The sequence below is a fragment of the Pseudoflavonifractor sp. An44 genome, from assembly GCF_002161675.1.
Classification (GTDB): Bacteria; Bacillota; Clostridia; order Oscillospirales; family Oscillospiraceae; genus Enterenecus; species Enterenecus faecium.
In genome coordinates this window covers 1-20,665 of sequence record NZ_NFIH01000007.1, presented here as the reverse complement: position 1 = coordinate 20,665, position 20,665 = coordinate 1, and the positions used below count along the sequence as shown (strand labels likewise).

Genomic DNA, 20,665 nt, shown 5'->3' with positions numbered 1-20,665 from the left:
CCTACGGGTCATTTTTGGGTGTCATCGGCGGACAGATTCATATCGCCCAGGCCTTCCCGGGCCAGCATCTGTTCCAGTACGTCGATGTCGGTGCTGATGTCCATGGCCTCCTGGCCGTACAGGGCGTCCAGTTGGCGGTCAAAGGCGGTGCAGATGGTGGACATGATGTCTTCGATGCGCCCCTTGGTGCCGTCGATGTTGGCACCCTCCACCCCAGTGGCGTCCATGCGGTCATAGGCGTTGAGCAGTTTCAGGGTGGTGGGGAGATAATAGTTGAGGAATCGGCGGATTTGAGGCAGCTTGTCCGGGCTCTTGGCCACCGCATCCATGATCTTCTGAGTGGTGTGCTCCAAGCGGTCGATCTGCTGAGAGAGGGTTTGGTCCTGAATGGAGTCGTTGAGTCGGCGCATTTCGGATACGGCCCGGTCCCGCTCCTGGAGCAGCTGCTGGACCTCGGGGCTGACCGGCTCAGCCTGAGTTTTCTGGGCCTGGGGCTCAGAGGTCTCCTCTTCCGGGTCATCCAGTTCGTAGCCACGGTCCGGGAAAATGATCTTGCCCAGATAGTACACCGCCGCAGAGGCCAGACCGGCCATAATATAGTGGGTGGGTTTATACAGAGGGGCGGCCAGAGACCACACCAGCCAGGTGCCTCCCACCATATAAATGGGGAGGACGCTTTTTTTGCGAATGAAAGCCACAGCGCACGCTCCTTTCTACCAGCGTGATATTGGCTTTATTGTAACGCACTAAAGTGGGGGTGTCAAGAAAATGCAGCGCAGGTCAAGGCATTGACTTTCCCCATTTGGTGGGTTAAAATGAGAGCCTGAATGATAAAATAGGCAGGTGTACAGCCATGATGACCCTAGAAAATTTCAAACAGGCCAGAAAGGTCCTGGAAGGTGTGCTCCACCCCACGGACCTGATTTACAGCACCTTCTTCTCCAAGTCCACCGGCAACCATGTCTACATCAAGCCGGAGAACATGCAGGTGACCGGGGCCTACAAAATCCGGGGCGCTTACTTTAAGTGCTCCACCCTCACCCAGGAGGAGAAGGAGCGGGGGCTGATTACCGCTTCGGCGGGCAACCACGCCCAAGGCGTGGCCTATGCGGCTCAGGCCGCCGGCATTCCCGCCACCATCATCATGCCCACCACCACGCCCCTGGTGAAGGTCAACAACACCAAGGACTACGGCGCCCGTGTTATTTTGCACGGGGAGACCTTTGATGATGCAGCATCTATGGCGACCCTGATGAGCCAGGAGGAGGGGTACACCTATGTACACCCCTTCAACGACCTCACCGTGTCCACAGGCCAGGGCACCATTGCCTATGAGATTTTCAAGGACCTGCCGGATGTGGATGTGATTTTGGTGCCCATCGGCGGCGGCGGTCTGGCCGCTGGCGTGGCCACCCTGGCCAAGCTGCTCAACCCCTCGGTGCAGGTCATTGGCGTAGAGCCCACGGGGGCGGCGTCCATGAAGGCCAGTATTGAGGCCGGGCACGTGGTCACCCTGCCCACCGTGAACACCATTGCCGACGGCGTGGCGGTGAAGACCCCCGGCGACCTGGTGTTCCCCTACATCCAGAAGAACGTGGACGACATCCTCACCATTGGAGATGGAGAGCTGGTAGACGCCTTCCTGGATGTGATGGAGAAGCACAAGATGGTGGTGGAGAATGCAGGCCTGCTCACCATCGCCGCCCTGCGCCATCTGGAGTGCAAGGGCAAGAATGTGGTGTCGGTGCTCTCCGGCGGCAATATGGATGTGATCACCATCTCCTCCCTGGTGCAGCACGGGCTCATCAACCGGGGCCGCATCTTCACCTTCTCGGTACAACTGCCCGATCGGCCCGGCGAGCTGCTCCGTGTGGCGGAGCTGGTGGCCCGAGAAAACGGCAACATCATCAAGCTGGACCACAACCAGTTTGTCAACATCAACCGTCAGGCTGGTGTGGAGCTGAAGGTGACCCTGGAGGCCTTTGGCCACCAGCACAAGGAGGAGATTCTGTCCTCCCTGGCCAAGGCAGGATATCAGGTGAGCGAAGTGGCCACCTCCTGCGTCTACGAATAACTTCCAATTGCCGTCCGGCAAAGGGGACTCCTTTGCCGGACGGCTATGCCAATGCGGCACACAGTCGACCCGGAGACCGGGCGCGCGTGGGAGATGGGGGGAGAACGCCCGGGCAGCCGACCGCGGTATCCGCTTGTGGTATCCTATGAGGATGGCCCGTGGGCGGTGTGCTCCCCCAACCCCTGAGAGAAGGTAAAAGAATCGGAGAAGAAAGACAAAGGTGAAAGAGAACATGGTAAAGATTGCGCCATCCATTTTATCAGCAGATTTTTGCAATCTGGAGCGGGAGATCCAGCGGGTCCAAACCGCCGACCTGCTCCATGTGGATGTGATGGATGGGGCGTTTGTGCCCAACATAACCCTGGGCCTTCCGGTGGTTCGGTCCATCCGCAAACACACGGACATGCAGTTGGATTTACACTTGATGATCGACAAGCCGGTGCGGTATGTCGCCCAGTTCTGTGAGGCGGGGGCGGATTTGGTGAGCGTTCACCTGGAGTCGGACCACCCTCAGAATATCCAGAAGGCCCTGGATATCATGGGAGAATACGGCGTGAAAAAGGCGGTGGCCCTGCGGCCCATCACCTCCCCGGAGGCCATTCTGCCCTATATTGACCAGCTGGACATGGTGCTGGTGATGACGGTGGAGCCGGGATTTGGCGGCCAGCCTTTTATGGAGTCCCAGCTGAAGACCATCACCCGGGTCCGGGAGATCATCCAGGCCCACAACCCCAGCTGTGACCTGGAGGTGGACGGTGGCATCAACCCTTCCACCGCTCGGCGTGTGGTGGAGGCGGGCGCCAACGTGCTGGTGGCGGGGTCTGCGCTGTATGAGGCCCCTGACCTTTCCGTCGCTATGGCAGCGCTGCGGGCGTTAGAGTAAGAAGTACAAGATCTGGAGGCAAGAGCATGGATTATTTTCCCCCGGCTTTGGAAAACTTAGTGGAACAATTTGCAAAACTGCCCGGCGTGGGGCGTAAGAGCGCCCAGCGTCTGGCCCTGTACGTGTTGGGCCGCCCGGAGGAGGAGGCAAAGGCCTTTGCCGACGCCATCCTCCAGGCCAAGGGGAGCATCGGCTACTGCCCCAAGTGCCAGAATCTCACCCAGGGGGAGGGGCTGTGCTCCCTGTGCAGCTCGCCCCGGCGGGACCAGCACACCGTGTGTGTGGTGGCCGACCCCAAGGACGTCATCGCCCTGGAGCGAGCCCACGAGTATCAAGGCGTGTACCACGTGCTCCACGGGGTCATCTCCCCCATGAACCACGTGGGGCCCGACGACCTGCGCATCGCCCAGCTGGTGGAGCGGGTGTCTGGGGGAGAGGTGGAGGAGGTCATCATGGCCACCAACCCGGACACGGAGGGGGAGGCCACCGCCATGTACCTCTCCCGGCTGCTCAAGCCCTTTGGGGTGAAGGTCAGCCGTCTGGCCTATGGTATCCCGGTGGGCAGCCACCTGGAGTTTGCCGACGACGCCACGTTGATGCGGGCTATGGAGGGCCGCCGGGAAATGTGAGAAGAAAAAGACCGTTGCAGAAATTTCTCTCTGCAACGGTCTTTTTGCGTGTTGGTTGGCGTTACACCTGATCGTCGGTCTTGACCTCGGGCTCCTCAAAGTCGGAGGCATCGGCGTCGTCCGCCTGGGCCTCTGCTTCTGCCTGGCCAGCGGTGGCCTGGGCATCCTCGGTGGGGGTGTTGCCCACGTACTCCCAGTCGGCGTCCTCGAAGTCGGCCTCGCAGGCGTGCTCCACTTCCTCGTCGGTGAGGTTGCCGGAGGACTTGAGATCGGCAATGCGCTGCTCGTTGACCTGAATCTGAGCCTTGGACCGGGTGATCTTGTCGCACAGATCCGCATAGGCGGCCTCGGGAGCGGAGCCCCGCTCGGCGTAGTACAGACGGCCCAGGTCCATATAGGCCCGACGAATGGCGTCCTGCTCGCTGAGGTTGAGTACCTTGAGCTTGCTGATTTCAGCCAGCTGCTTGGCCTTGGACACGCCGGTGTCGGTAAGCTCCAGAGCCTTGGCCATGCCGCTTTGGGCCAGATCCTTGGCGCGCTCCTTCAGGTCGTTGAGATCGATGTTGATGTTCATAACGGTGCCTCCTTATAGGGGATGGTTCCCATAGTCTCTTTGAGGCTATTTTATGCTGAGTTGGACGAAAAAGCAAGGACTTTCTAGGACAGACTCAGTCTTGTTCGTCCACCACGTCCTGGACAAGGAAGCGGGGACGGCCTTTGGCCTCCATGTATAGCTTGCCCACATATTCGCCAATTACCCCCAGAGAGAGCAAAATGAGCCCGCCAATGAGCCACACCGAGCAGGATAGGCTGGCCCAGCCGGTGACGGTGTTGCCCGTGACCCAGCGGATAATGTTGTAGAGAATCATAAACAGAGAGACGAGAAAGACGAAAAATCCCAGCCCGGTGATGAGGCGCAGGGGCTTCACCGACAGGGAGGTGATGCCCTCCAGTGCAAAGGCCAGCATTTTTTTCAGCGGGTACTTGCTCTCTCCGGCAAACCGCTCGCCCCGCTCGTAGGTGACCACGTCGGTGCGGTAGCCGATCATGGGGACGATGCCCCGCAAAAACAGGTTGACCTCCCGGAATTGGGACAGCCCTTCCAGGGCCCGCCGGGACATGAGGCGGTAGTCGGCGTGGTTGAACACCGTCTCCGCCCCCAGGGCGTTCATAAGACGGTAGAAGGCTTCAGCGGTGGTGCGCTTAAAGAAGGTGTCCCGCTCCCGGCTGGAGCGCACACCGTACACGATGTCCACCCCTTCCAGGTACTTGTCCACCATCTCGTCCACGGCGTCAATGTCGTCTTGCAGGTCGGCGTCCATGGAGATGGCCATGTCCGCCCGGTCCTTGACGTACATCAGACCCGCCAGCAGGGCGTTCTGGTGGCCCCGGTTGCGGCTGAGGTTGAGGCCGGAAAAGAGATGATTTCCGATGTGCAGCCGTTCAATGATCTCCCAGGTTCCGTCCCGGGAGCCGTCGTTGACAAAGAGAATGCGGCTTTTGCGGCTGATGCGGCCGCGATTCATCAGATATTGCAGCTTGTCCCGCAGCCGCCGTGCGGTTTCGGGCAGCACCTCCTGCTCGTTGTAGCAGGGGACCACCACGTAGAGGGTATTTTGCATGGGAACCCACACCTCTTCCTTGGGATAGACTGAATTAACTGTTATTATAGACTATCCCACGGTGGTTGGCAAGGACTCTTCGGTGAGCCACTCCCGCAGGTGCCCAATGGCCCGCCGCTCCATGCGGGAAATCTGCACCTGGCTGACCCCTAAAATCCGGGCGGTGCGCTCCTGGGTGAGATTTTTGTAGAAGCGCAGCAGGATGACTTTTCGCTCCCGCTCCGGCAGGGCGTCAATGGCCTGGCGCAGGGCCAGCCGCTCCACCACTTCCTCCTCCATGCCGTCGCAGCCCAGAATGGACTCCAGGGTGAAGCCGTCCTCTCCCGTCTGGCTCTGGAGGGAGGCCACCGAGAGGGTGGCGGTTTCGGCGGCGGCGATGTCCTCCGGCTCCAGTCCGGTGGCCTGGGCCAGCTCCCCCACGGTGGGGTCTCGACCCAGGCGGTGGTACAGGTCCTGGCGGCACTGGCGCAGGGTCATGGCCCGCTCCTTGATGCCTCGGCTGACCTTCACCGAGCCGTCATCCCGGAGAAAGCGGCGGATTTCCCCGGCGATCTTGGGCACGGCGTAGGTGGAGAACTGGGTGCCGTAGCTGGTGTCGAACCCCCGCACCGCCTTGAGAAACCCCAGACAGCCCAGCTGGTACAGGTCCTCCGGGTCCACCCCTCGGCCATAGTAGCGGCGGGCCACCGACCAGATGAGGCCGCTGTTTTCCAATAGCAACCGCTCACAGGCGTCGTTGTCCCCGCCCCGGGCGGCATCCAGCAGAGAGAGGGTGTCCAGGGTGTTCATTGCCCTCCACCCACCCGGCGGGCGATGCGGCGGCGCATGGTGACGGTGGTGCCCTTGCCCACGGTGGAGCGCACCTTCACCGTGTCCATGAAGCTCTCCATGATGGTAAAGCCCATCCCGGAGCGCTCCTCATTTCCGGTGGTAAACAGGGGGGTGCGGGCCTGCTCCACGTCGGGAATGCCCACGCCGCTGTCCTTGATTTGAATTTCCAGCTGGAGATCCTCCAACAGCCGCATGCGCATGGTGATCTTCCCCAGGGTGTTGGGGTAGGCGTGGACAATGGCGTTGGTCACCGCCTCGGACACGGCGGTTTTGATGTCGGCAATTTCGTCCAGGGTGGGGTCCAGCTGGGTGGCAAAGCAGGCCGCCACTGCCCGGGCAAAGCCCTCATTGGCGGACCGGGAGGTGAACACCACGGTGGTCTGATCCAAAGCTTTCACTATGTAGCCCTCCTTATTCCAATGTGATGAGCCGTCCGATGCCGGCGGCGTCCAGCACCCGGCGGGGCTGGGGCGGAATCCCCACCACCCGCAGATTTCCGCCCAGCTGGTCCATCTGTCTGAGGGCACGGAGCAGGACGGCGATGCCGGAGCTGTCCATGAAGGTGACGCTGGACAGGTCCAGCACCAGGCGCATGGGCAGGGCGGAAGAGATGGTGTGGTCGATGTTTTCCATAATGGTACGGGCGCTGTGGTGGTCGATCTCCCCACGCACGGAGATGACGGTGGCCCCGTTTTGCTTGTCAATGGTAATGGGCATGGCTTGTCCTCCTGAACTGAGATTGTTCTCATTATATCCAGCGTGGGACGGGAACCGTGGCGAAGCCTGCCAAAAAGCAAAAAAATTCCGGGGTGTGCGTGGCACACCCCGGAATGGGGAAGAAAAATTTAGTTCATTGCGCTGAGCTGCTCTTCAATCTTGGCAATGAGCACCTTCAGCTTTTCCGCCCGGTCCTTCTCGGCGGCCACCACGTGCTCGGGAGCCTTGTTGAGGAAGCCAGGGTTGGACAGCTTGCCTTCCAGGCCCTTGAGCTCGCCCTTCTTTTTGCCCAGGTCCTTCTCCAGGCGGGCCTTCTCCTTGGCCAGATCCACCAGCTCGGCCAGAGGCATATACAGCTTGGCCATGTGGGTGATGTCGCACACCATGCCGGCGGTGTCGGTGAGGTCCTCTTTCTGGACGGTGACAGAGGAGCACCAGGCCAGACGCTTCAGGTGCGCCTCGCCGGAGGCGAAGATATCCGCCTCGTTGGTGACGATGGTGAGAGCGGCCTTCTTGGAGGGGGGCACGTTCATCTCGGAGCGGCGGGCGCGGATGGCGCGGATGACGTCCATGACGGCCTCCATAGACTCCTTGGCCTTCACATCTGCCCAGGCGGGATCGGCCTTGGGCCAGGACTGGAGCATGAGGAAGTCGCCCTGGTGGGGCAGAGCCTGCCAGATCTCCTCGGTGATGAAGGGCATGAAGGGGTGGAGGAGCTTGAGGGTCTCGGTGAGGACGTACACCAGCACCTGCTGGGCCTGCACCTTGGCCCACTCGTCCTCGCCCTGGAGGCGGGCCTTGGTCAGCTCGATATACCAGTCGCAGTAGTCGCTCCAGATGAAGTCGTAGACCTTGGCGGAGGCCACACCCAGCTCATAGGCCTCCATGTTCTCGGTCACTTCATTGATGACCTCGCCCAGGCGGCAGAGAATCCACTTGTCCTCGGGCTCCAGGGTGTCGGGCAGCTTATTCTCGGTGATGGTCAGGTTCATCATCACGAAGCGGCTGGCGTTCCAAATCTTGTTGGCAAAGTTGCGCATGGCCTCGCACTTCTCCACGTAGAAGCGCATGTCATTGCCGGGGCTGTTGCCGGTGATGAGGTTGAAGCGCAGGGCGTCGGCGCCGTACTTCTCCGCCATCTCCAGGGGGTCGATACCGTTGCCCAGGCTCTTGGACATCTTGCGGCCCTTGTCGTCCCGCACCAGGCCGTGGATGAACACGGTGTGGAAGGGCGTCTTGCCGGTGTGTGCGCAGCCGGAGAAGATCATCCGGGCCACCCAGAAGAAGATGATGTCGTAGCCGGTGACCAGCACGTCGGTGGGGTAGAAGTACTTGAAGTCCTCGCTGTTCTCATCCGGCCAGCCCAGAGTGGAGAAGGGCCACAGGGCGGAGGAGAACCAGGTGTCCAGCACGTCCTCCTCCTGGGTGATGTGCTTGGAGTGGCAGTGCTCGCACTCGGTGGGGTCAGTCTCGGACACGGTGATGTGGCCGCACTCGGAGCAGGTCCAGGCGGGAATCTGGTGGCCCCACCACAGCTGACGGGAGATGCACCAGTCGTGGACGTTCTCCATCCAGTTGGTGTAGGTCTTGGTGAAGCGCTCGGGGACGAACTTGGTCTCGCCGTCCCGCACCACCCGCAGGGCCTCCTCGGCCAGGGGTCCCATCTTCACAAACCACTGGGCGGAGATGATGGGCTCCACGTCGGTGCCGCAGCGGTAGCAGGTGCCCACGTTGTGCTGGTGGTCCTCGATCTTCTCCAGCAGGCCCAGCTCGTCCAGGTCGGCCACAATGGCCTTGCGGGCCTCGTAGCGCTCCATGCCCTGGTACTTGCCGCCGTTTTCATTGACCACGCCGTGGTCGTCCAGCACTCGGATGGACTCCAGGTTGCACCGCAGACCTACCTCGAAGTCGTTGGGGTCGTGGGCGGGGGTCATCTTCACGCAGCCGGTGCCGAACTCCATGTCCACATACTCGTCGGCCACAATGGGAATTTCCCGGTTGACCAGGGGCAGCAGACACTTCTTGCCGATGAGGTCCTTGTAGCGCTCATCGTTGGGGTTGACGGCCACGCCGGTGTCGCCCAGCATGGTCTCAGGCCGGGTGGTGGCCACGATGACATAGCGGCCCTCCTCGCCCACGATGGGGTAGCGCAGGTGCCACAGGTGGCCGGGCTTGTCCTGGTACTCCACCTCAGCGTCGGACAGAGCGGTGACGCAGTGGGGGCACCAGTTGACGATGCGGCTTCCCTTATAAATGAGGCCCTTCTTGTACAGGGAGACAAACACGTGGCGCACGGCCTTGGACAGGCCCTCGTCCATGGTGAACCGGGAGCGATCCCAGTCACAGGAGGCGCCCATCTTCTTCTGCTGGGCCACAATGCGGTTGCCGTACTGGTGCTTCCAGTCCCACACCCGCTCCAGGAACTTCTCCCGACCCAGGTCGTGGCGGGACAGGCCCTCTTTCTTGCGCAGCTCCTCCTCCACCTTGATCTGGGTGGCGATGCCGGCGTGGTCGGTGCCGGGCACCCACAGGGCGGCGTAGCCCTGCATCCGCTTGAAGCGAATCAGGATGTCCTGGAGGGTGCAGTCCATGGCGTGGCCCATGTGCAGCTGTCCGGTGACGTTGGGGGGCGGCATGACGATGGTGAAGGGCTTCTTGTCCGGGTCACGGTGCCCGGCAAAGCAGCCGTTCTTCTCCCACATCTCGTAGATGCGGCCCTCTACCTCCTGGGGTTCATAGACCTTGGGCAGTTCTTTCTTCATAACAACACTCCTTGTCTTTATGGGGCAATAAAAACTGCATGGGCATAGATAAGTGCGAAAACGGAAATGTATGGATGCCCATGCAGTTTGTTGTGCATCATTTCCGGTTGCCACGTTAGGGGCGAGGAAATGGCACATCCCTATTTTTTCTATGCTTTGCATAGAAAAAGTTCGCCCCAAGTCGTAGACTCAGGGCGAACGGAAAATGTCCGCGGTACCACCTGAATTCGGACCGGATATACACAGCCCGCACTCTTTTCCCACTGACGTAGGGACACGGCGGCATTTACTCCTTATGTTCAACGCCGCAGCTCCGGGACCACCTTCCCCACGCCCTCTGCCATGCCTTGCACCAAACCGGCATCTCTCTGAACCAGAAGCGGGCGGGTACTCCTTCCCATCACAGCCATTGTACCGTAACAGTATATGCAAAATCGGGAGCGTTGTCAAGGAAAAGCCCCCGCCTGAGAAAATCAGGCGAGGGCTAAGAAAAGTGGAAGGTTACTTCATCAGGGAGCACACCAGCTGGGTGTAAGCGGCGGCATCCTCAATGGGCAGGCCTGCAATGAGCAGGGCCTGGTGGTAGAGCACCTGCACGTAGGTGGCGGCCTTCTCCTTGTCGCCGCTGTCCACAGCAGCGCGCAGAGCGGCAAAGGCATCGGAGTTGGGGTTGAGCTCCAGCACCCGCTCCGCCTTCATCATGCCGGCCTGGGCGCCCTCCATGCGGGAGAAATACTTCTCCATCTCCAGGGACATGGGGCCGTCGGCAGTCATGCAAACGGGAGCGGACTTGAGGATCTTGGAGATACGGGCCTCCTTGATCTTGTCCCCCAGGGTCTCCTTGACAAAGTCCAGCACAGCCTTGCTCTCTTCGGCCTGCTTCTCCTGCTGGGCCTTCTCCTCGTCGGTCTCGGGCAGGGCATCGGGGTCGGACACGGACTTGATCTTCTTGCCGTCCACCTCAGCCAAAGCCTGCATGACAAACTCGTCCACCTCTTCGGTGAGGCAGAGAATCTCGAAGCCACGGTCGGCCACACGCTCCACCTGAGGCAGGGAGGCGGCCTGGGCGGCGGAGTCGGCGCAGACGTAGTAGATATACTCCTGGCCCTCCTTCATCCGCTCCACATACTCGGCCAGAGAGGTGAGCTTGTCCGAGGCGGTGGACCCGAACAGCAGCAGATCCCGCAGCAGGTCCTTCTTGGCTCCGTACTGGTCCACCACGCTGTACTTGAGCTGGCGGCCAAAGGCGGCCCAGAACTTCTCGTAGGTCTCCCGGTCGTCCTTCATCATCTTGGCCAGCTCGTTCTTGATCTTCTTCTCCAGAGCGGTGGCGATGATCTTCAGCTGACGGGTGTGCTGGAGCATCTCACGGGAGATGTTCAGAGAGAAGTCGGGGGAGTCCACCACGCCCTTGACGAAGCGGAAGCAGTCGGGGAGCAGATCGGCGCACTTGTCCATGATGAGCACGCCGGAGGAGTACAGCTGCAGCCCCTTCTCATACTCCCGGGTGTAGAAGTCAAAGGGAGTCTGGCCGGGGATGAACAGCAGGGCCTTGTAGGTGACGGTGCCTTCCGAGGAGGTGGTGATGGTGGCCAGGGGAGCCTGCCAGTCCATGAACTTCTCCTGATAGAAGCGGTCGTACTCCTCCTGCTCCACCTTGGAGCGGGGGCGCTGCCACAGAGGCACCATGGAGTTGATGGTCTTCTCCTCCTGCACCGTCTCCCACTCGGGCTTGTAGTCCTCGGGGGCGTCGGCGGGCTTCTCCTTCATGCGGTAGTCCTCCACCACCATGCGGATGGGGTGGCGGATGTAGTCGGAGTACTTCTTGATGAGGCTCTGGAGATGGTTGCTGTCCAGATACTCGTCGTAGTTCTCCTCCTCGGTGTTGTCCTTGATGGTCATAATGACCTGGGTGCCCCAGCCCTCCATCTCACAGGGGGTGATGGTGTAGCCGTCCACGCCGGAGGACTCCCAGCGGTAGGCCTGCTGGTCGCCAAAGCGGCGGGTGAGCACGGTGACCTCGCGGGCCACCATGAAAGCGGAGTAGAAGCCCACGCCGAACTGGCCGATGATATCGGCGGCGTTGTCCTTGCCCATCTCCTGCTTGAACTGCAGAGAGCCGCTGCGGGCGATGGTGCCCAGGTTGTTCTCCAGCTCCTCCTGGGTCATGCCGATGCCGTTATCGGTGACGGTGAGGGTGCGGTGCTCTTTGTCCGGTGTCACAGTGATGGTAAAGTCAGAAGGCTTTACATCAATGCTGCCATCGCTGAGGGCCAGATAGGCCAGCTTGTCAATGGCGTCGCTGGCGTTGGAAATGATCTCACGCAGGAAGATCTCTTTGTGGGTATAAATGGAATTGATCATCAGGTCCATCAGCCGTTTGGACTCGGCTTGAAACTGTTTTTTCTCCATGAGTGGTACACCTCGAATTGCATGTTTTAGCACTCGTGTTGGTCGAGTGCTAACTGTACTATAATACTTACTCCCATGTTTTGCAAGGGGTGTAACAAAAAATTCACAAACTTTATCAGAATAGTAGCCCCTGAACGGGAGAGACTATGGGCAAAGAGGAGAAAATCCGGCAGAAACAAAATTTAGGTTGCCATGGGGTGGGGGCAATGCTATAATATATGCGCATTAAAGCAAAGTTGTACGTTCTATCCAAAGGATAGAATTCTTCCATATAGATAGCCCCCATTTCAGGGAGCGATTACCAACCCGGCCAGGCCGGGGACGCTATGAGGTGTCTTTTTTGAAAAAATATTTCATTCACGGCGGCAGACCGCTGTATGGCAAAGTCGAGATCAGCGGGGCCAAGAATGCCGCTGTCGGTATCATTCCCGCTGCTCTGTTGGTCAATGGCGTGTGCCGCATTGGCAACCTGCCTCAGATCAGCGATGTGACCTTGATGCTCAATATCCTCCAGGAACTGGGGGCCAACGTGCGCACCATCAACCGTTCCACGGTGGAGGTGGACTGCACCGCCATCCATAACAGCCCGGTGGCCTACGAGTCCGGGCGTAAAATCCGTGCCAGCTATTACCTGCTTGGCGCGCTTTTGGGGCGTTTTGGCCAGGCAGAAGTGCCTCTGCCCGGCGGCTGTGACTTCGGCGGCCGACCCATCGACCAGCACCTGAAGGGTCTGCGGGCCCTGGGGGCGGACGTGGAAGTGAAAAACGGCTTTATGTGCGCCAAGGTGCCCGACGGACGGCTCAAGGGCAGCCACATCTACCTGGATGTGGTCACCGTGGGGGCCACCATGAACGTGATGCTGGCCGCCACTCTGGCCGATGGGCTCACGGTCATCGAAAACGCCGCCAAGGAGCCTCACATCGTGGACCTGGCCAACTTCCTCAACTCCATGGGCGCTCAAATCACCGGTGCTGGCACCGACGTCATCAAGGTGCGGGGCGTGGAGCACCTCCACGGGGGCGAATACTCCATCATCCCCGACCAGATCGAGGCGGGCACCTATATGGCCGCTGTGGCCGCCGCAGGCGGCGAGGTGCGGGTGAATAACATCATCCCTAAGCACATGGAGTGCATCACCGCCAAGCTGCTGGAGATGGGCGTCGAGGTGGAAGAGGACGGCGATAGCCTCATTGTCCGCCGCAATGGCCCTCTGCACCGGGCCAACATCAAGACCATGCCCTATCCCGGCTTCCCCACCGACATGCAGCCCCAGATCGCCGCGGTCCTCTGTCTGGCAGAGGGCACCAGCGTCATCACCGAGGGTGTGTGGGATAACCGATTCCGCTATACCGAAGAGTTCCGCCGCATGGGTGCCAAGATTCAGGTGGACGGCAAGATCGCCATCATTGAGGGCGTGCCCCAGCTCATGGCCGCCCCGGTAGAGGCCTGTGACCTGCGGGCCGGCGCCGCTCTGGTGGTGGCCGCTCTGGCTGCACAGGGCGTCTCTGAGGTGGGCAACATCCGCCATGTGGAGCGGGGCTACGAGGATATCGTGGCCAAGCTCACCGGCATTGGAGCCCAGATCGAGGTGGTGGACCTGCCTGATCCCCAGGTGGAGAACGCCAACGCAGCGGGCTAAACATCAAAGATACACATGGACTGCGGCAGTCCCGACAAGGGGGCTGCCGCTTTTTGTGGGGAGGGAGAGAAGTTTGTTGAAGTTTGCCACCGTGGCCAGCGGCTCCTCTGGCAACTGCTCGGTCATCACCGACGGCAGCACCCATATCCTCATTGACGCCGGGGTATCCGCCCGGCGCATCACCACTGGGCTCAAGAGCCTGGGCATTCAGCCGGGGGAGTTGTCTGCCATTCTCATTACCCACGAGCACAGCGACCACATCAGCGGCATCCCGGTGCTGTGCCGCCAGCTGGATGTGGAACTGTACACCGCCGAGGGTACGGCCCGGGAGATCTGTCGAAAGAATCCAGAGTTGCAGTCCCGGTTTCGGGTCTTTGACCCTGGAGAGCGCTTTGCTCTGGGGGACCTGGTGGTGGGCAGCTTCCCCGTCAGCCACGACTGTGTCAGCCCCGTGGGCTACACTGTGACCCGTGGGGACCGGAAGCTCACCTTCTGTACCGACCTGGGTGTGGTGACCCAGCCGGTACTGGAGGCGGTACAGGGGGCCAGCACCCTGGTGGCGGAGTATAACTACGACCCGGAGATGCTGCGCACAGGCCCCTACCCGGAATACTTGAAGAGCCGCATTGCAGGGCAGCGGGGCCACCTGTCCAACCAGGTGGGAGCCCAGCTCACCCGCTGGGCGGTGGAGCGAGGCACCCGGCAAGTGGTGCTGGCCCACTTATCTAAGGAGAACAACCAGCCCGCCACCGCCAAACTGGCGGCCCAGGCGGGGATTGGAGAGCAGCAGGTGGAGCTGTGCGTAGCCCCCCGCAGCGAGGCCTCGGCGTGGATGGAGGTGTGAGGACATGGTGAGTGTACATATCATCTGCGTGGGCAAGATGAAAGAGAAGTTTTACCTGGAGGCAGCGGCGGAATACGCCAAGCGTCTGGGTGGGTACTGCCGCCTCACCGTCACCGAGCTGCCCGAGGAGCGGCTGCCGGACCGTCCTACCCAGGCCCAAATCCAAGCCGCTCTGGAGCGGGAGGGGGCGGCCATCTTGTCCAAGCTGCCCAAGGCAGGCAAAGTGGTGGCCATGTGCATTGAGGGCAAGACCATGGACAGCCCCCAGCTGGCCCAGCAGGTAAGCCGCTGGATGGTGGAGGGAGCCTCGGATATCACCTTCCTGGTGGGCGGCTCTTTCGGAATGAGCCAGACGGTGAAGGACAAGGCCCATCTGCGCCTGTCCATGTCCCCCATGACCTTCCCCCATCACCTGGCCCGGGTGATGCTGCTGGAGCAGATTTACCGGGCATTTAAGATCCAAGAGGGGTCTGGATACCATAAATGAGCACACGCCGTGCGGTCTTGAGGCCGCACGGTTTTTGCTTCAAATTTCTTAGAAAAATTTCATAAAAACTGTTGACAAAACGGGATGGTCATAGTACAATACAGACAAGAAGAAAGGAAGGGTGAGTCCGATGTACTAACCGGAACCGACTACTTCAGTAAACATATCGCGATATGAAAAATATGAAGGAAGAAGGTAACACACATCCAGACTTCGATGATTGGGTTGCGCAAAGTGAAGTGAAACTCGGAAAGTTCCAAACAGGCTTGAGTAAGCAGAAGACACGTAGGAGAATCCCCTGATGCCAGTGGCAGACAAGGCGGAAACCAAGGTGTGAGCGTTTGCAGAAACCATGAGTTCGTCATTTCTCTTCGGAATCCAAGGTCAAAAATCCAAAGAAAGAGTAGGTAGCGTCCATTGGAAATTTCTAGCCAGAAGTAAGCCCCCAGCTGCGATTTGGGACAGCTGGGGGCTTGGTGTATTTTGGGGAGAAATTCAGATAAAACCAGGGGGCGAATGGTGTCGAAGTTTGTGGAGCAATGTGCATTGCAAAAATGGCTGTATTCCAGTATACTATTTCATAGTATGCATTGTATTGTGTGGAAAGTGCTATGAGGTGATAACATGTTTGCAAAGGATATCGGAATTGACCTGGGTACAGCCAGTGTGTTGGTATATATCAAAGATAAGGGCATCGTGCTGCGGGAGCCCTCCGTGGTGGCCCTGGACAAGAATACTGGGAAGCTGTTGAAGGTGGGTACCGACGCTCAGAACATGCTGGGCCGTACCCCCGGCAACATTGTGGCCATCCGTCCCCTGCGGGAGGGCGTCATCTCCGACTACGATATGACCGAGCGGATGCTCCGGGAGTTCATCCGCAAGGTGGCCCCCATCCGTCTGTTCAAGCCCCGTGTGGTGATCTGCGTGCCCTCCGGCATCACCGAGGTAGAGGAGCGCGCCGTCATCGACGCCGGCATCCAGGCTGGCGCCCGCCGGGTGTACCTCATTGAGGAGCCTCTGGCCGCTGCCATCGGCGCTGGCATCGACATCACTCAGCCCGACGGCCACATGGTGGTGGACATCGGCGGCGGCACCGCTGATATCGCCGTCATCTCCCTGTCCGGCATTGTGGAGTCCGCTTCCATCAAGGTGGCTGGCGACTCTTTCAGCGAGGCAGTGGTGAAGTACATTCGCAAGCGCCACAACGTGCTCATCGGTGACCGTACCGCCGAGGAGCTGAAGATGAAGATCGGCTGTGTCTTCCCCCGGCCTGAGGAGGTCAGCATGGAGATCAAGGGCCGTTGCCTGATGACTGGCCTGCCCCGGGTGTTCACCGTCACCTCCAGCGAGATGATCGAGGCCTTTGAGGAGCCCTGCGCCCGCATTTTGGAGGCGGTCCACGGGGTGCTGGAGCGCACGCCCCCTGAGTTGGTGGCGGATATCTCCACCAACGGTATCGTCATGACCGGCGGCGGATCTCTGGTGTGGGGCTTTGACAAGCTCATCGAATCCCACACCGGCATCGAGACCTATGTGGCCGACGACGCCATTTCCTGTGTGGCTCTGGGTACCGGTCGCAGCCTGGACTGGGTGGGCGAGATGCAGGATGGCACCATGAACATCTCCCGCAGCCGTCAGATGCTGTAAAAACTCAAAAGCAAAGCGGACAGTGCCTAGCTCTGTCCGCTTATTTTATGTGCTGAGTTGCCAAAAGGCGGAGCTTGTCCGGGGTGTTGTCCTCCGGGTGGTCTAGCACGTGGCCCAGCAGCATCCCCTGGACTCGGCCAATGTCCGGACCTGACAACCCCATGGCTGCCAGATCTCGCCCAGACAGGGCCAGTTCCTTGGCACTGAGACAGGGCCTTTGGGCCAATACCTGGTCCAGCAGTTCCCTGGGGGCCTTTTTGCCCTGTACTTGGGCCATGGCAGCCCCCGCTTCACAGGCAGGAATACCATACCGGGCCAGGGCGTGCCGCCAGCCAGAGGCGTCTTGAGGCAGGTCCACCCGAAATAGGGCGAGGCCACGGGACAGGGGCACGATGAGCTTTTTGTCCCGGATGAGGCTTTGAAGCAGAGAGAGCGGGTCGTGGCCACTCTCTGCCATCAGGGAGGCCAGCCCTGCCCAGCGGGGCAGAGGCTCGCGGGGAAGGCCTGAGAGAGGCGAGGCGTCCACCTCCGGGCCGCTGAGGAGCCCGGAAGAGAACAGCAGCCCGGCCCAGTGTGGAGCAGGGGCACACAGGGTTTTCTCCACCTCGGGGCGGATGCGCTCAGCGGGCAGGTGGTGAGGCTGGGGGCCCAACTCCTCCAGGGCGTGGACCAGTTCCGGGTCCAGGGTAAAATTCAGCTGGGCGGCAAAGCGGATGGCCCGGAACATGCGCAGCCGGTCCTCCTGGAACCGCTGCATGGGGTCTCCCACGCAGCGAATGACCCGGCTCTCCAGGTCTGCCTGTCCACCAAAGGGGTCGATGACCGTGCCGTCTGGAGCCAGAGCCATGGCGTTGACGGTGAAGTCCCGACGGGACAGGTCGTCGGTGAGGGAGGAGACAAAGGACACGGCATCGGGGCGGCGGCCGTCTCGGTACCCGCCCTCACACCGGAAGGTGGTTACCTCCAAACCATGCCCGTCCAGCACCACCGTCACGGTGCCATAGTCGATGCCCGTGGGGACGGTATGGGGGAAAAGGCTCTGGACTTGTGGGGGGAGGGCGGAGGTGCAGATATCCCAGTCCTGGGGCGTGCGGGCCAGCAGCAGGTCCCGGACGCAGCCGCCCACGGGATAAGCTTCAAACCCGGCCTGCCACAGAGTGCGGCAGCAGTGGGCGACGGCAGGTGGGAGGGGGGTGAGGTAATCCATGGTGTGCTCCTTTCCTTGTGGAAAAACGGAAAAAAGGGAAGAATCCGGTTGCCATTCTCCATGGCGCATAGTATAATATAATGGTTTTGAGTATATAGTACCAGAAGAATTAGGATAATTTTATTATATGGGGTGTGCATATGTCAGTCAATAACATCCATGAGTATATCAAACCGGGAAAGCGGGCCCATCTGGTGGGCATTGGCGGTGTCTCCATGGCCTCTCTGGCTGAGGTGCTGCTGGGCAACGGAGTCATCATCACGGGTTCCGATCGGCAGGAGAGCGCCACCGTGGCACATCTGCGCAGCTTGGGCATTCCGGTGACCATTGGACATCTGCCTGAGAGTGTGGAGGGGGCGGACTGCGTGGTGCGCACCGCCGCCGTACACAACGATAACCCGGAGATCGCCGCTGCTCTGTCCGCTGGTATCCCCGTATTCGAGCGGGCCCAGGCCTGGGGCGCCATCATGACGGGGTATAAGAACGCCCTGTGCATCTCCGGCACCCACGGCAAGACCACCACCACCTCCATCTGCACCCACATCTTCATGGCCGCCCAGCTGGACCCCACGGTGATGATCGGCGGCACTCTGCCCCTGCTGAAGGCCGGGCACCGGGTGGGCCAGGGTGACACCATTATTCTGGAGTCCTGCGAGTACTGCAACTCCTTCCTCTCCTTCCGTCCCACGGTGGCGGTGATTTTGAACATTGAGGCGGACCACCTGGACTTCTTCAAGGACCTGGAGGACGTGGAGCACTCCTTCCGGGCCTTTGCCGATCTGGTGCCAGACGGCGGGTACATCGTGGCCAACTGTGAGGATGCCAACACCATGAAGGCTTTGGAGGGGGAGACCCGTCCTATGATTACCTTCGGTGTGGAGAAGGGCGACGTGCACGCCGAGAACCTGGAGATGAACCACGGCTTTGCCACCTTCGACGTGGTGTACCGGGACCAGGTGTACGCCCACGTGGAGCTGTCCATTCCCGGCATGCACAACGTGAAAAACGTGCTGGCGGCCTCTGCCGCTGCTGCGGTGCTGGGGGTTCCCGGCTGGGCCGTGGAGCAGGGCATGCGGGACTTCCGTCTGCCTGGACGCCGCTTTGAGTACAAGGGAGACTACAACGGGGCAGAGGTGTGTGATGACTACGCTCACCACCCCGGTGAGCTGGAGGTGCTGCTGGACTCGGCCAAGAGTCTGGGGCACAAGCGGGTCATCTGTGCCTTCCAGCCCCATACCTATACCCGTACCCATGAGCTCTTTGACGACTTTGTGCGGGTGCTGAAAAAGCCGGATATCACCCTGTTGGCGGAGATCTACGCTGCCCGGGAGACCAACGATTTGGGCATCTCCTCGGCGGACCTGGCTGCCCAGATTCCCGGCAGTATCTTCTGCCCCACTCTGGAGGATGTGACCGCCAAGCTCCGGGAGCTGGCTCAGCCCGGCGACCTGATTCTCACGGTAGGCGCTGGCGACATTTACCGGGCCGGTGAGATGCTGGTGGCAACCGAGAAGTAATCAACATAGGAAACGGCGTAGGAAGCGTTTGAGGGCTTCCTACGCCGTTTTGTTATGCATGGGTGGGGAGGAAGAGCAGGGTGTCCAGCAGTTGCTGGAAAATGCCCCACACGGTGAGGCGGGCCACCCCGGTGGAGGCCACCAGGTCTACCCGTTCATGTTCCTCGCCGTCCAGATACACAATCATCTCGCCCAGCTTCTGCCCCTCATCCACCGGGGCGGAGACCTCCTCCGGCAGATGGACCTGAGTGGTGACAGCGGCGCTCTGGCTCTGGTGGGTGAGGATGGTGCAGTTGTGGTCCAGCACAGGCTGTACCGTGTCCTGCTCCCCCAACAGCACCGAGATGGGGGGAAGTACCTGATCGGGATAGACCTGGGTGAGGGAGTAGTTGGCAAAGCCGTAGTTGAGCAGGGCAGCGGCGCTGTCAAAGCGGTCAGAGGGGGTGGCGGCGTGCATCACCACGGCGATGAGCTCCATGCCGTCTCGCTCTGCTGTGGCGGACAGGCAGTAGAGGGCGGTGTCGGTGGAGCCGGTTTTCAGCCCTGTGGCCCCGGGGTAGGAGTAGATGAGCCGGTTGGTGTTGGTCAGCTGAAATGCACCGTCCCGGAGGGTGTCCATCCAGATGGTGGTGTACTCCCGCAGCTGGGGGTGATTCAAAATCAGCTCCCGGCTCATGAGGGCGATGTCGTAGGCGGAGGACACGTGGCCCTCTGCGGGGAGTCCGGTACAGTTGCAAAAGACGGTGGACTCCATGCCCAGCTCTTTGGCCCTCTCGTTCATGCGCTGGACAAAGGCGGTCTCGCTGCCGGAGACTGCCTCCGCCAGAGCCACGGCGCAGTCATTGGCAGACGCCACGGCCACCGCCTTCATCATCTCGCTGACGGTGAGTTGTTCTCCCTCTTTCAGCCAGATCTGGGAGCCGCCCATGGAGCAGGCGTAGGGGGAGGCGGTGATCACGTCATCCCAGCAGAGCGTCCCGGCGTCGATGGCCTCCATCACCAGCAGCAGGGTCATCACCTTGGTCACCGAGGCGGGCTCGTAGACAGCGTGGGCATCCTGCTCGAAGAGCACCTCTCCGGTGCTTTTCTCCATGAGAATGGCGGAGGGCGCGGTGATATCCACTTCAGCGGCCCGGGCATGGGTGGGCAGCAGGCACAGCAGTACCAGAGACAGGGCGAGTACGGCTTTCATGGTGTCAATCCCTCATTTCCTGTATGGTAACACCAGACTATGAGGGAGAGGGGCGGACTATTCATGTCATGGGAATAAAAAAGAAGGGGCTGTTGCAAAATAGGCCAGAACAACAAAACGAGAGGCTAACCTTTTTGGGGGTTGGCCTCTCGTTTCATTTGCTTTACAATTTGTTTGTGAAGACAAATTATAACAAGCAAGA

At 60.4% G+C, this 20,665-nt stretch carries 18 protein-coding genes and 1 other annotated feature; of the genes, 8 read left to right on the top strand and 10 right to left on the bottom strand.

The genetic code is table 11. The annotated features are described in order from the left end of the window. Positions 1–8: 8 nt before the first annotated feature. Positions 9–698, bottom strand: coding sequence for a 5-bromo-4-chloroindolyl phosphate hydrolysis family protein (locus B5F98_RS04710; RefSeq protein WP_242961599.1), 690 nt, complete (start codon positions 696–698; stop codon positions 9–11). Positions 699–853: 155 nt separating this feature from the next. Between B5F98_RS04710 and ilvA the strand changes: the two genes are divergently transcribed. The 3 genes from ilvA to recR all read left to right on the top strand — a co-directional run bounded on the left by ilvA (position 854) and on the right by recR (position 3,586). Next, the gene (gene ilvA / locus B5F98_RS04705; RefSeq protein WP_087230863.1) at positions 854–2,074 is read left to right on the top strand and encodes a threonine ammonia-lyase; all 1,221 of its coding nucleotides are present in this window, start codon (positions 854–856) and stop codon (positions 2,072–2,074) included. Positions 2,075–2,306: 232 nt separating this feature from the next. Next, positions 2,307–2,957 (top strand): ribulose-phosphate 3-epimerase, encoded by a 651-nt coding sequence (gene rpe / locus B5F98_RS04700; RefSeq protein ID WP_087370070.1) that lies wholly within the window; start codon positions 2,307–2,309, stop codon positions 2,955–2,957. Positions 2,958–2,983: 26 nt separating this feature from the next. Next, positions 2,984–3,586, top strand: a complete 603-nt coding sequence (gene recR, locus B5F98_RS04695; RefSeq protein WP_087230857.1) for a recombination mediator RecR — start codon at positions 2,984–2,986, stop codon at positions 3,584–3,586. Positions 3,587–3,647: 61 nt separating this feature from the next. Here the strand turns inward: recR and B5F98_RS04690 are convergent, their stop codons facing one another. The 7 genes from B5F98_RS04690 to htpG all read right to left on the bottom strand — a co-directional run bounded on the left by B5F98_RS04690 (position 3,648) and on the right by htpG (position 11,930). Then, positions 3,648–4,160 carry a hypothetical protein gene (locus B5F98_RS04690; RefSeq protein WP_087369932.1) on the bottom strand — a complete coding sequence of 171 codons (513 nt, stop codon included), beginning with the start codon at positions 4,158–4,160 and terminating at the stop codon, positions 3,648–3,650. A gap of 94 nt (positions 4,161–4,254) precedes the next feature. Then, complete coding sequence (locus B5F98_RS04685) at positions 4,255–5,208, bottom strand: glycosyltransferase family 2 protein (RefSeq protein WP_087369930.1); 954 nt, start codon at positions 5,206–5,208, stop codon at positions 4,255–4,257. Between the two features lie 51 nt (positions 5,209–5,259). Continuing rightward, positions 5,260–5,997 (bottom strand): sigma-70 family RNA polymerase sigma factor, encoded by a 738-nt coding sequence (locus B5F98_RS04680; RefSeq protein ID WP_087369928.1) that lies wholly within the window; start codon positions 5,995–5,997, stop codon positions 5,260–5,262. Next, the gene (spoIIAB, locus tag B5F98_RS04675; RefSeq protein WP_087230845.1) at positions 5,994–6,437 is read right to left on the bottom strand and encodes an anti-sigma F factor; all 444 of its coding nucleotides are present in this window, start codon (positions 6,435–6,437) and stop codon (positions 5,994–5,996) included. The genes B5F98_RS04680 and spoIIAB overlap by 4 nt, the downstream gene beginning before the upstream one ends. Before the next feature lie 13 nt (positions 6,438–6,450). After that, positions 6,451–6,756: an STAS domain-containing protein gene (locus B5F98_RS04670; protein ID WP_087230842.1), complete on the bottom strand. Its 306-nt coding sequence runs from the start codon at positions 6,754–6,756 to the stop codon at positions 6,451–6,453. A 128-nt stretch (positions 6,757–6,884) separates the two neighbouring features. Beyond that, positions 6,885–9,518, bottom strand: a complete 2,634-nt coding sequence (locus tag B5F98_RS04665; protein ID WP_087369926.1) for a valine--tRNA ligase — start codon at positions 9,516–9,518, stop codon at positions 6,885–6,887. A gap of 187 nt (positions 9,519–9,705) precedes the next feature. Further along, positions 9,706–9,931 (bottom strand) — a binding site (T-box leader). 88 nt (positions 9,932–10,019) lie between these two features. Beyond that, positions 10,020–11,930: a molecular chaperone HtpG gene (gene htpG / locus B5F98_RS04660; RefSeq protein WP_087369924.1), complete on the bottom strand. Its 1,911-nt coding sequence runs from the start codon at positions 11,928–11,930 to the stop codon at positions 10,020–10,022. A gap of 340 nt (positions 11,931–12,270) precedes the next feature. On the opposite strand from htpG, the gene B5F98_RS04655 reads away from it, so the two are divergent. The 4 genes from B5F98_RS04655 to mreB all read left to right on the top strand — a co-directional run bounded on the left by B5F98_RS04655 (position 12,271) and on the right by mreB (position 16,547). Then, a complete protein-coding gene (locus B5F98_RS04655) occupies positions 12,271–13,569 on the top strand; it encodes a UDP-N-acetylglucosamine 1-carboxyvinyltransferase (protein ID WP_087230827.1) in 1,299 nt (432 codons plus the stop codon). A 73-nt stretch (positions 13,570–13,642) separates the two neighbouring features. Next, a complete protein-coding gene (locus tag B5F98_RS04650) occupies positions 13,643–14,413 on the top strand; it encodes an MBL fold metallo-hydrolase (protein ID WP_242961598.1) in 771 nt (256 codons plus the stop codon). Between the two features lie 4 nt (positions 14,414–14,417). After that, complete coding sequence (gene rlmH / locus B5F98_RS04645; protein ID WP_087369920.1) at positions 14,418–14,900, top strand: 23S rRNA (pseudouridine(1915)-N(3))-methyltransferase RlmH; 483 nt, start codon at positions 14,418–14,420, stop codon at positions 14,898–14,900. A 624-nt stretch (positions 14,901–15,524) separates the two neighbouring features. Then, positions 15,525–16,547: a rod shape-determining protein MreB gene (mreB, locus tag B5F98_RS04640; RefSeq protein WP_087230817.1), complete on the top strand. Its 1,023-nt coding sequence runs from the start codon at positions 15,525–15,527 to the stop codon at positions 16,545–16,547. A 40-nt stretch (positions 16,548–16,587) separates the two neighbouring features. On the opposite strand, the gene B5F98_RS04635 is transcribed toward mreB, so the two are convergent. After that, positions 16,588–17,754 (bottom strand): tRNA nucleotidyltransferase, encoded by a 1,167-nt coding sequence (locus tag B5F98_RS04635; RefSeq protein ID WP_158099781.1) that lies wholly within the window; start codon positions 17,752–17,754, stop codon positions 16,588–16,590. Between the two features lie 140 nt (positions 17,755–17,894). Here B5F98_RS04635 and murC point away from each other — a divergent pair, with 140 nt between their 5' ends. Continuing rightward, complete coding sequence (gene murC / locus B5F98_RS04630; RefSeq protein ID WP_087369916.1) at positions 17,895–19,271, top strand: UDP-N-acetylmuramate--L-alanine ligase; 1,377 nt, start codon at positions 17,895–17,897, stop codon at positions 19,269–19,271. Between the two features lie 52 nt (positions 19,272–19,323). On the opposite strand, the gene B5F98_RS04625 is transcribed toward murC, so the two are convergent. Continuing rightward, complete coding sequence (locus B5F98_RS04625) at positions 19,324–20,463, bottom strand: D-alanyl-D-alanine carboxypeptidase family protein (RefSeq protein ID WP_087369914.1); 1,140 nt, start codon at positions 20,461–20,463, stop codon at positions 19,324–19,326. Positions 20,464–20,665 lie beyond the last annotated feature (202 nt).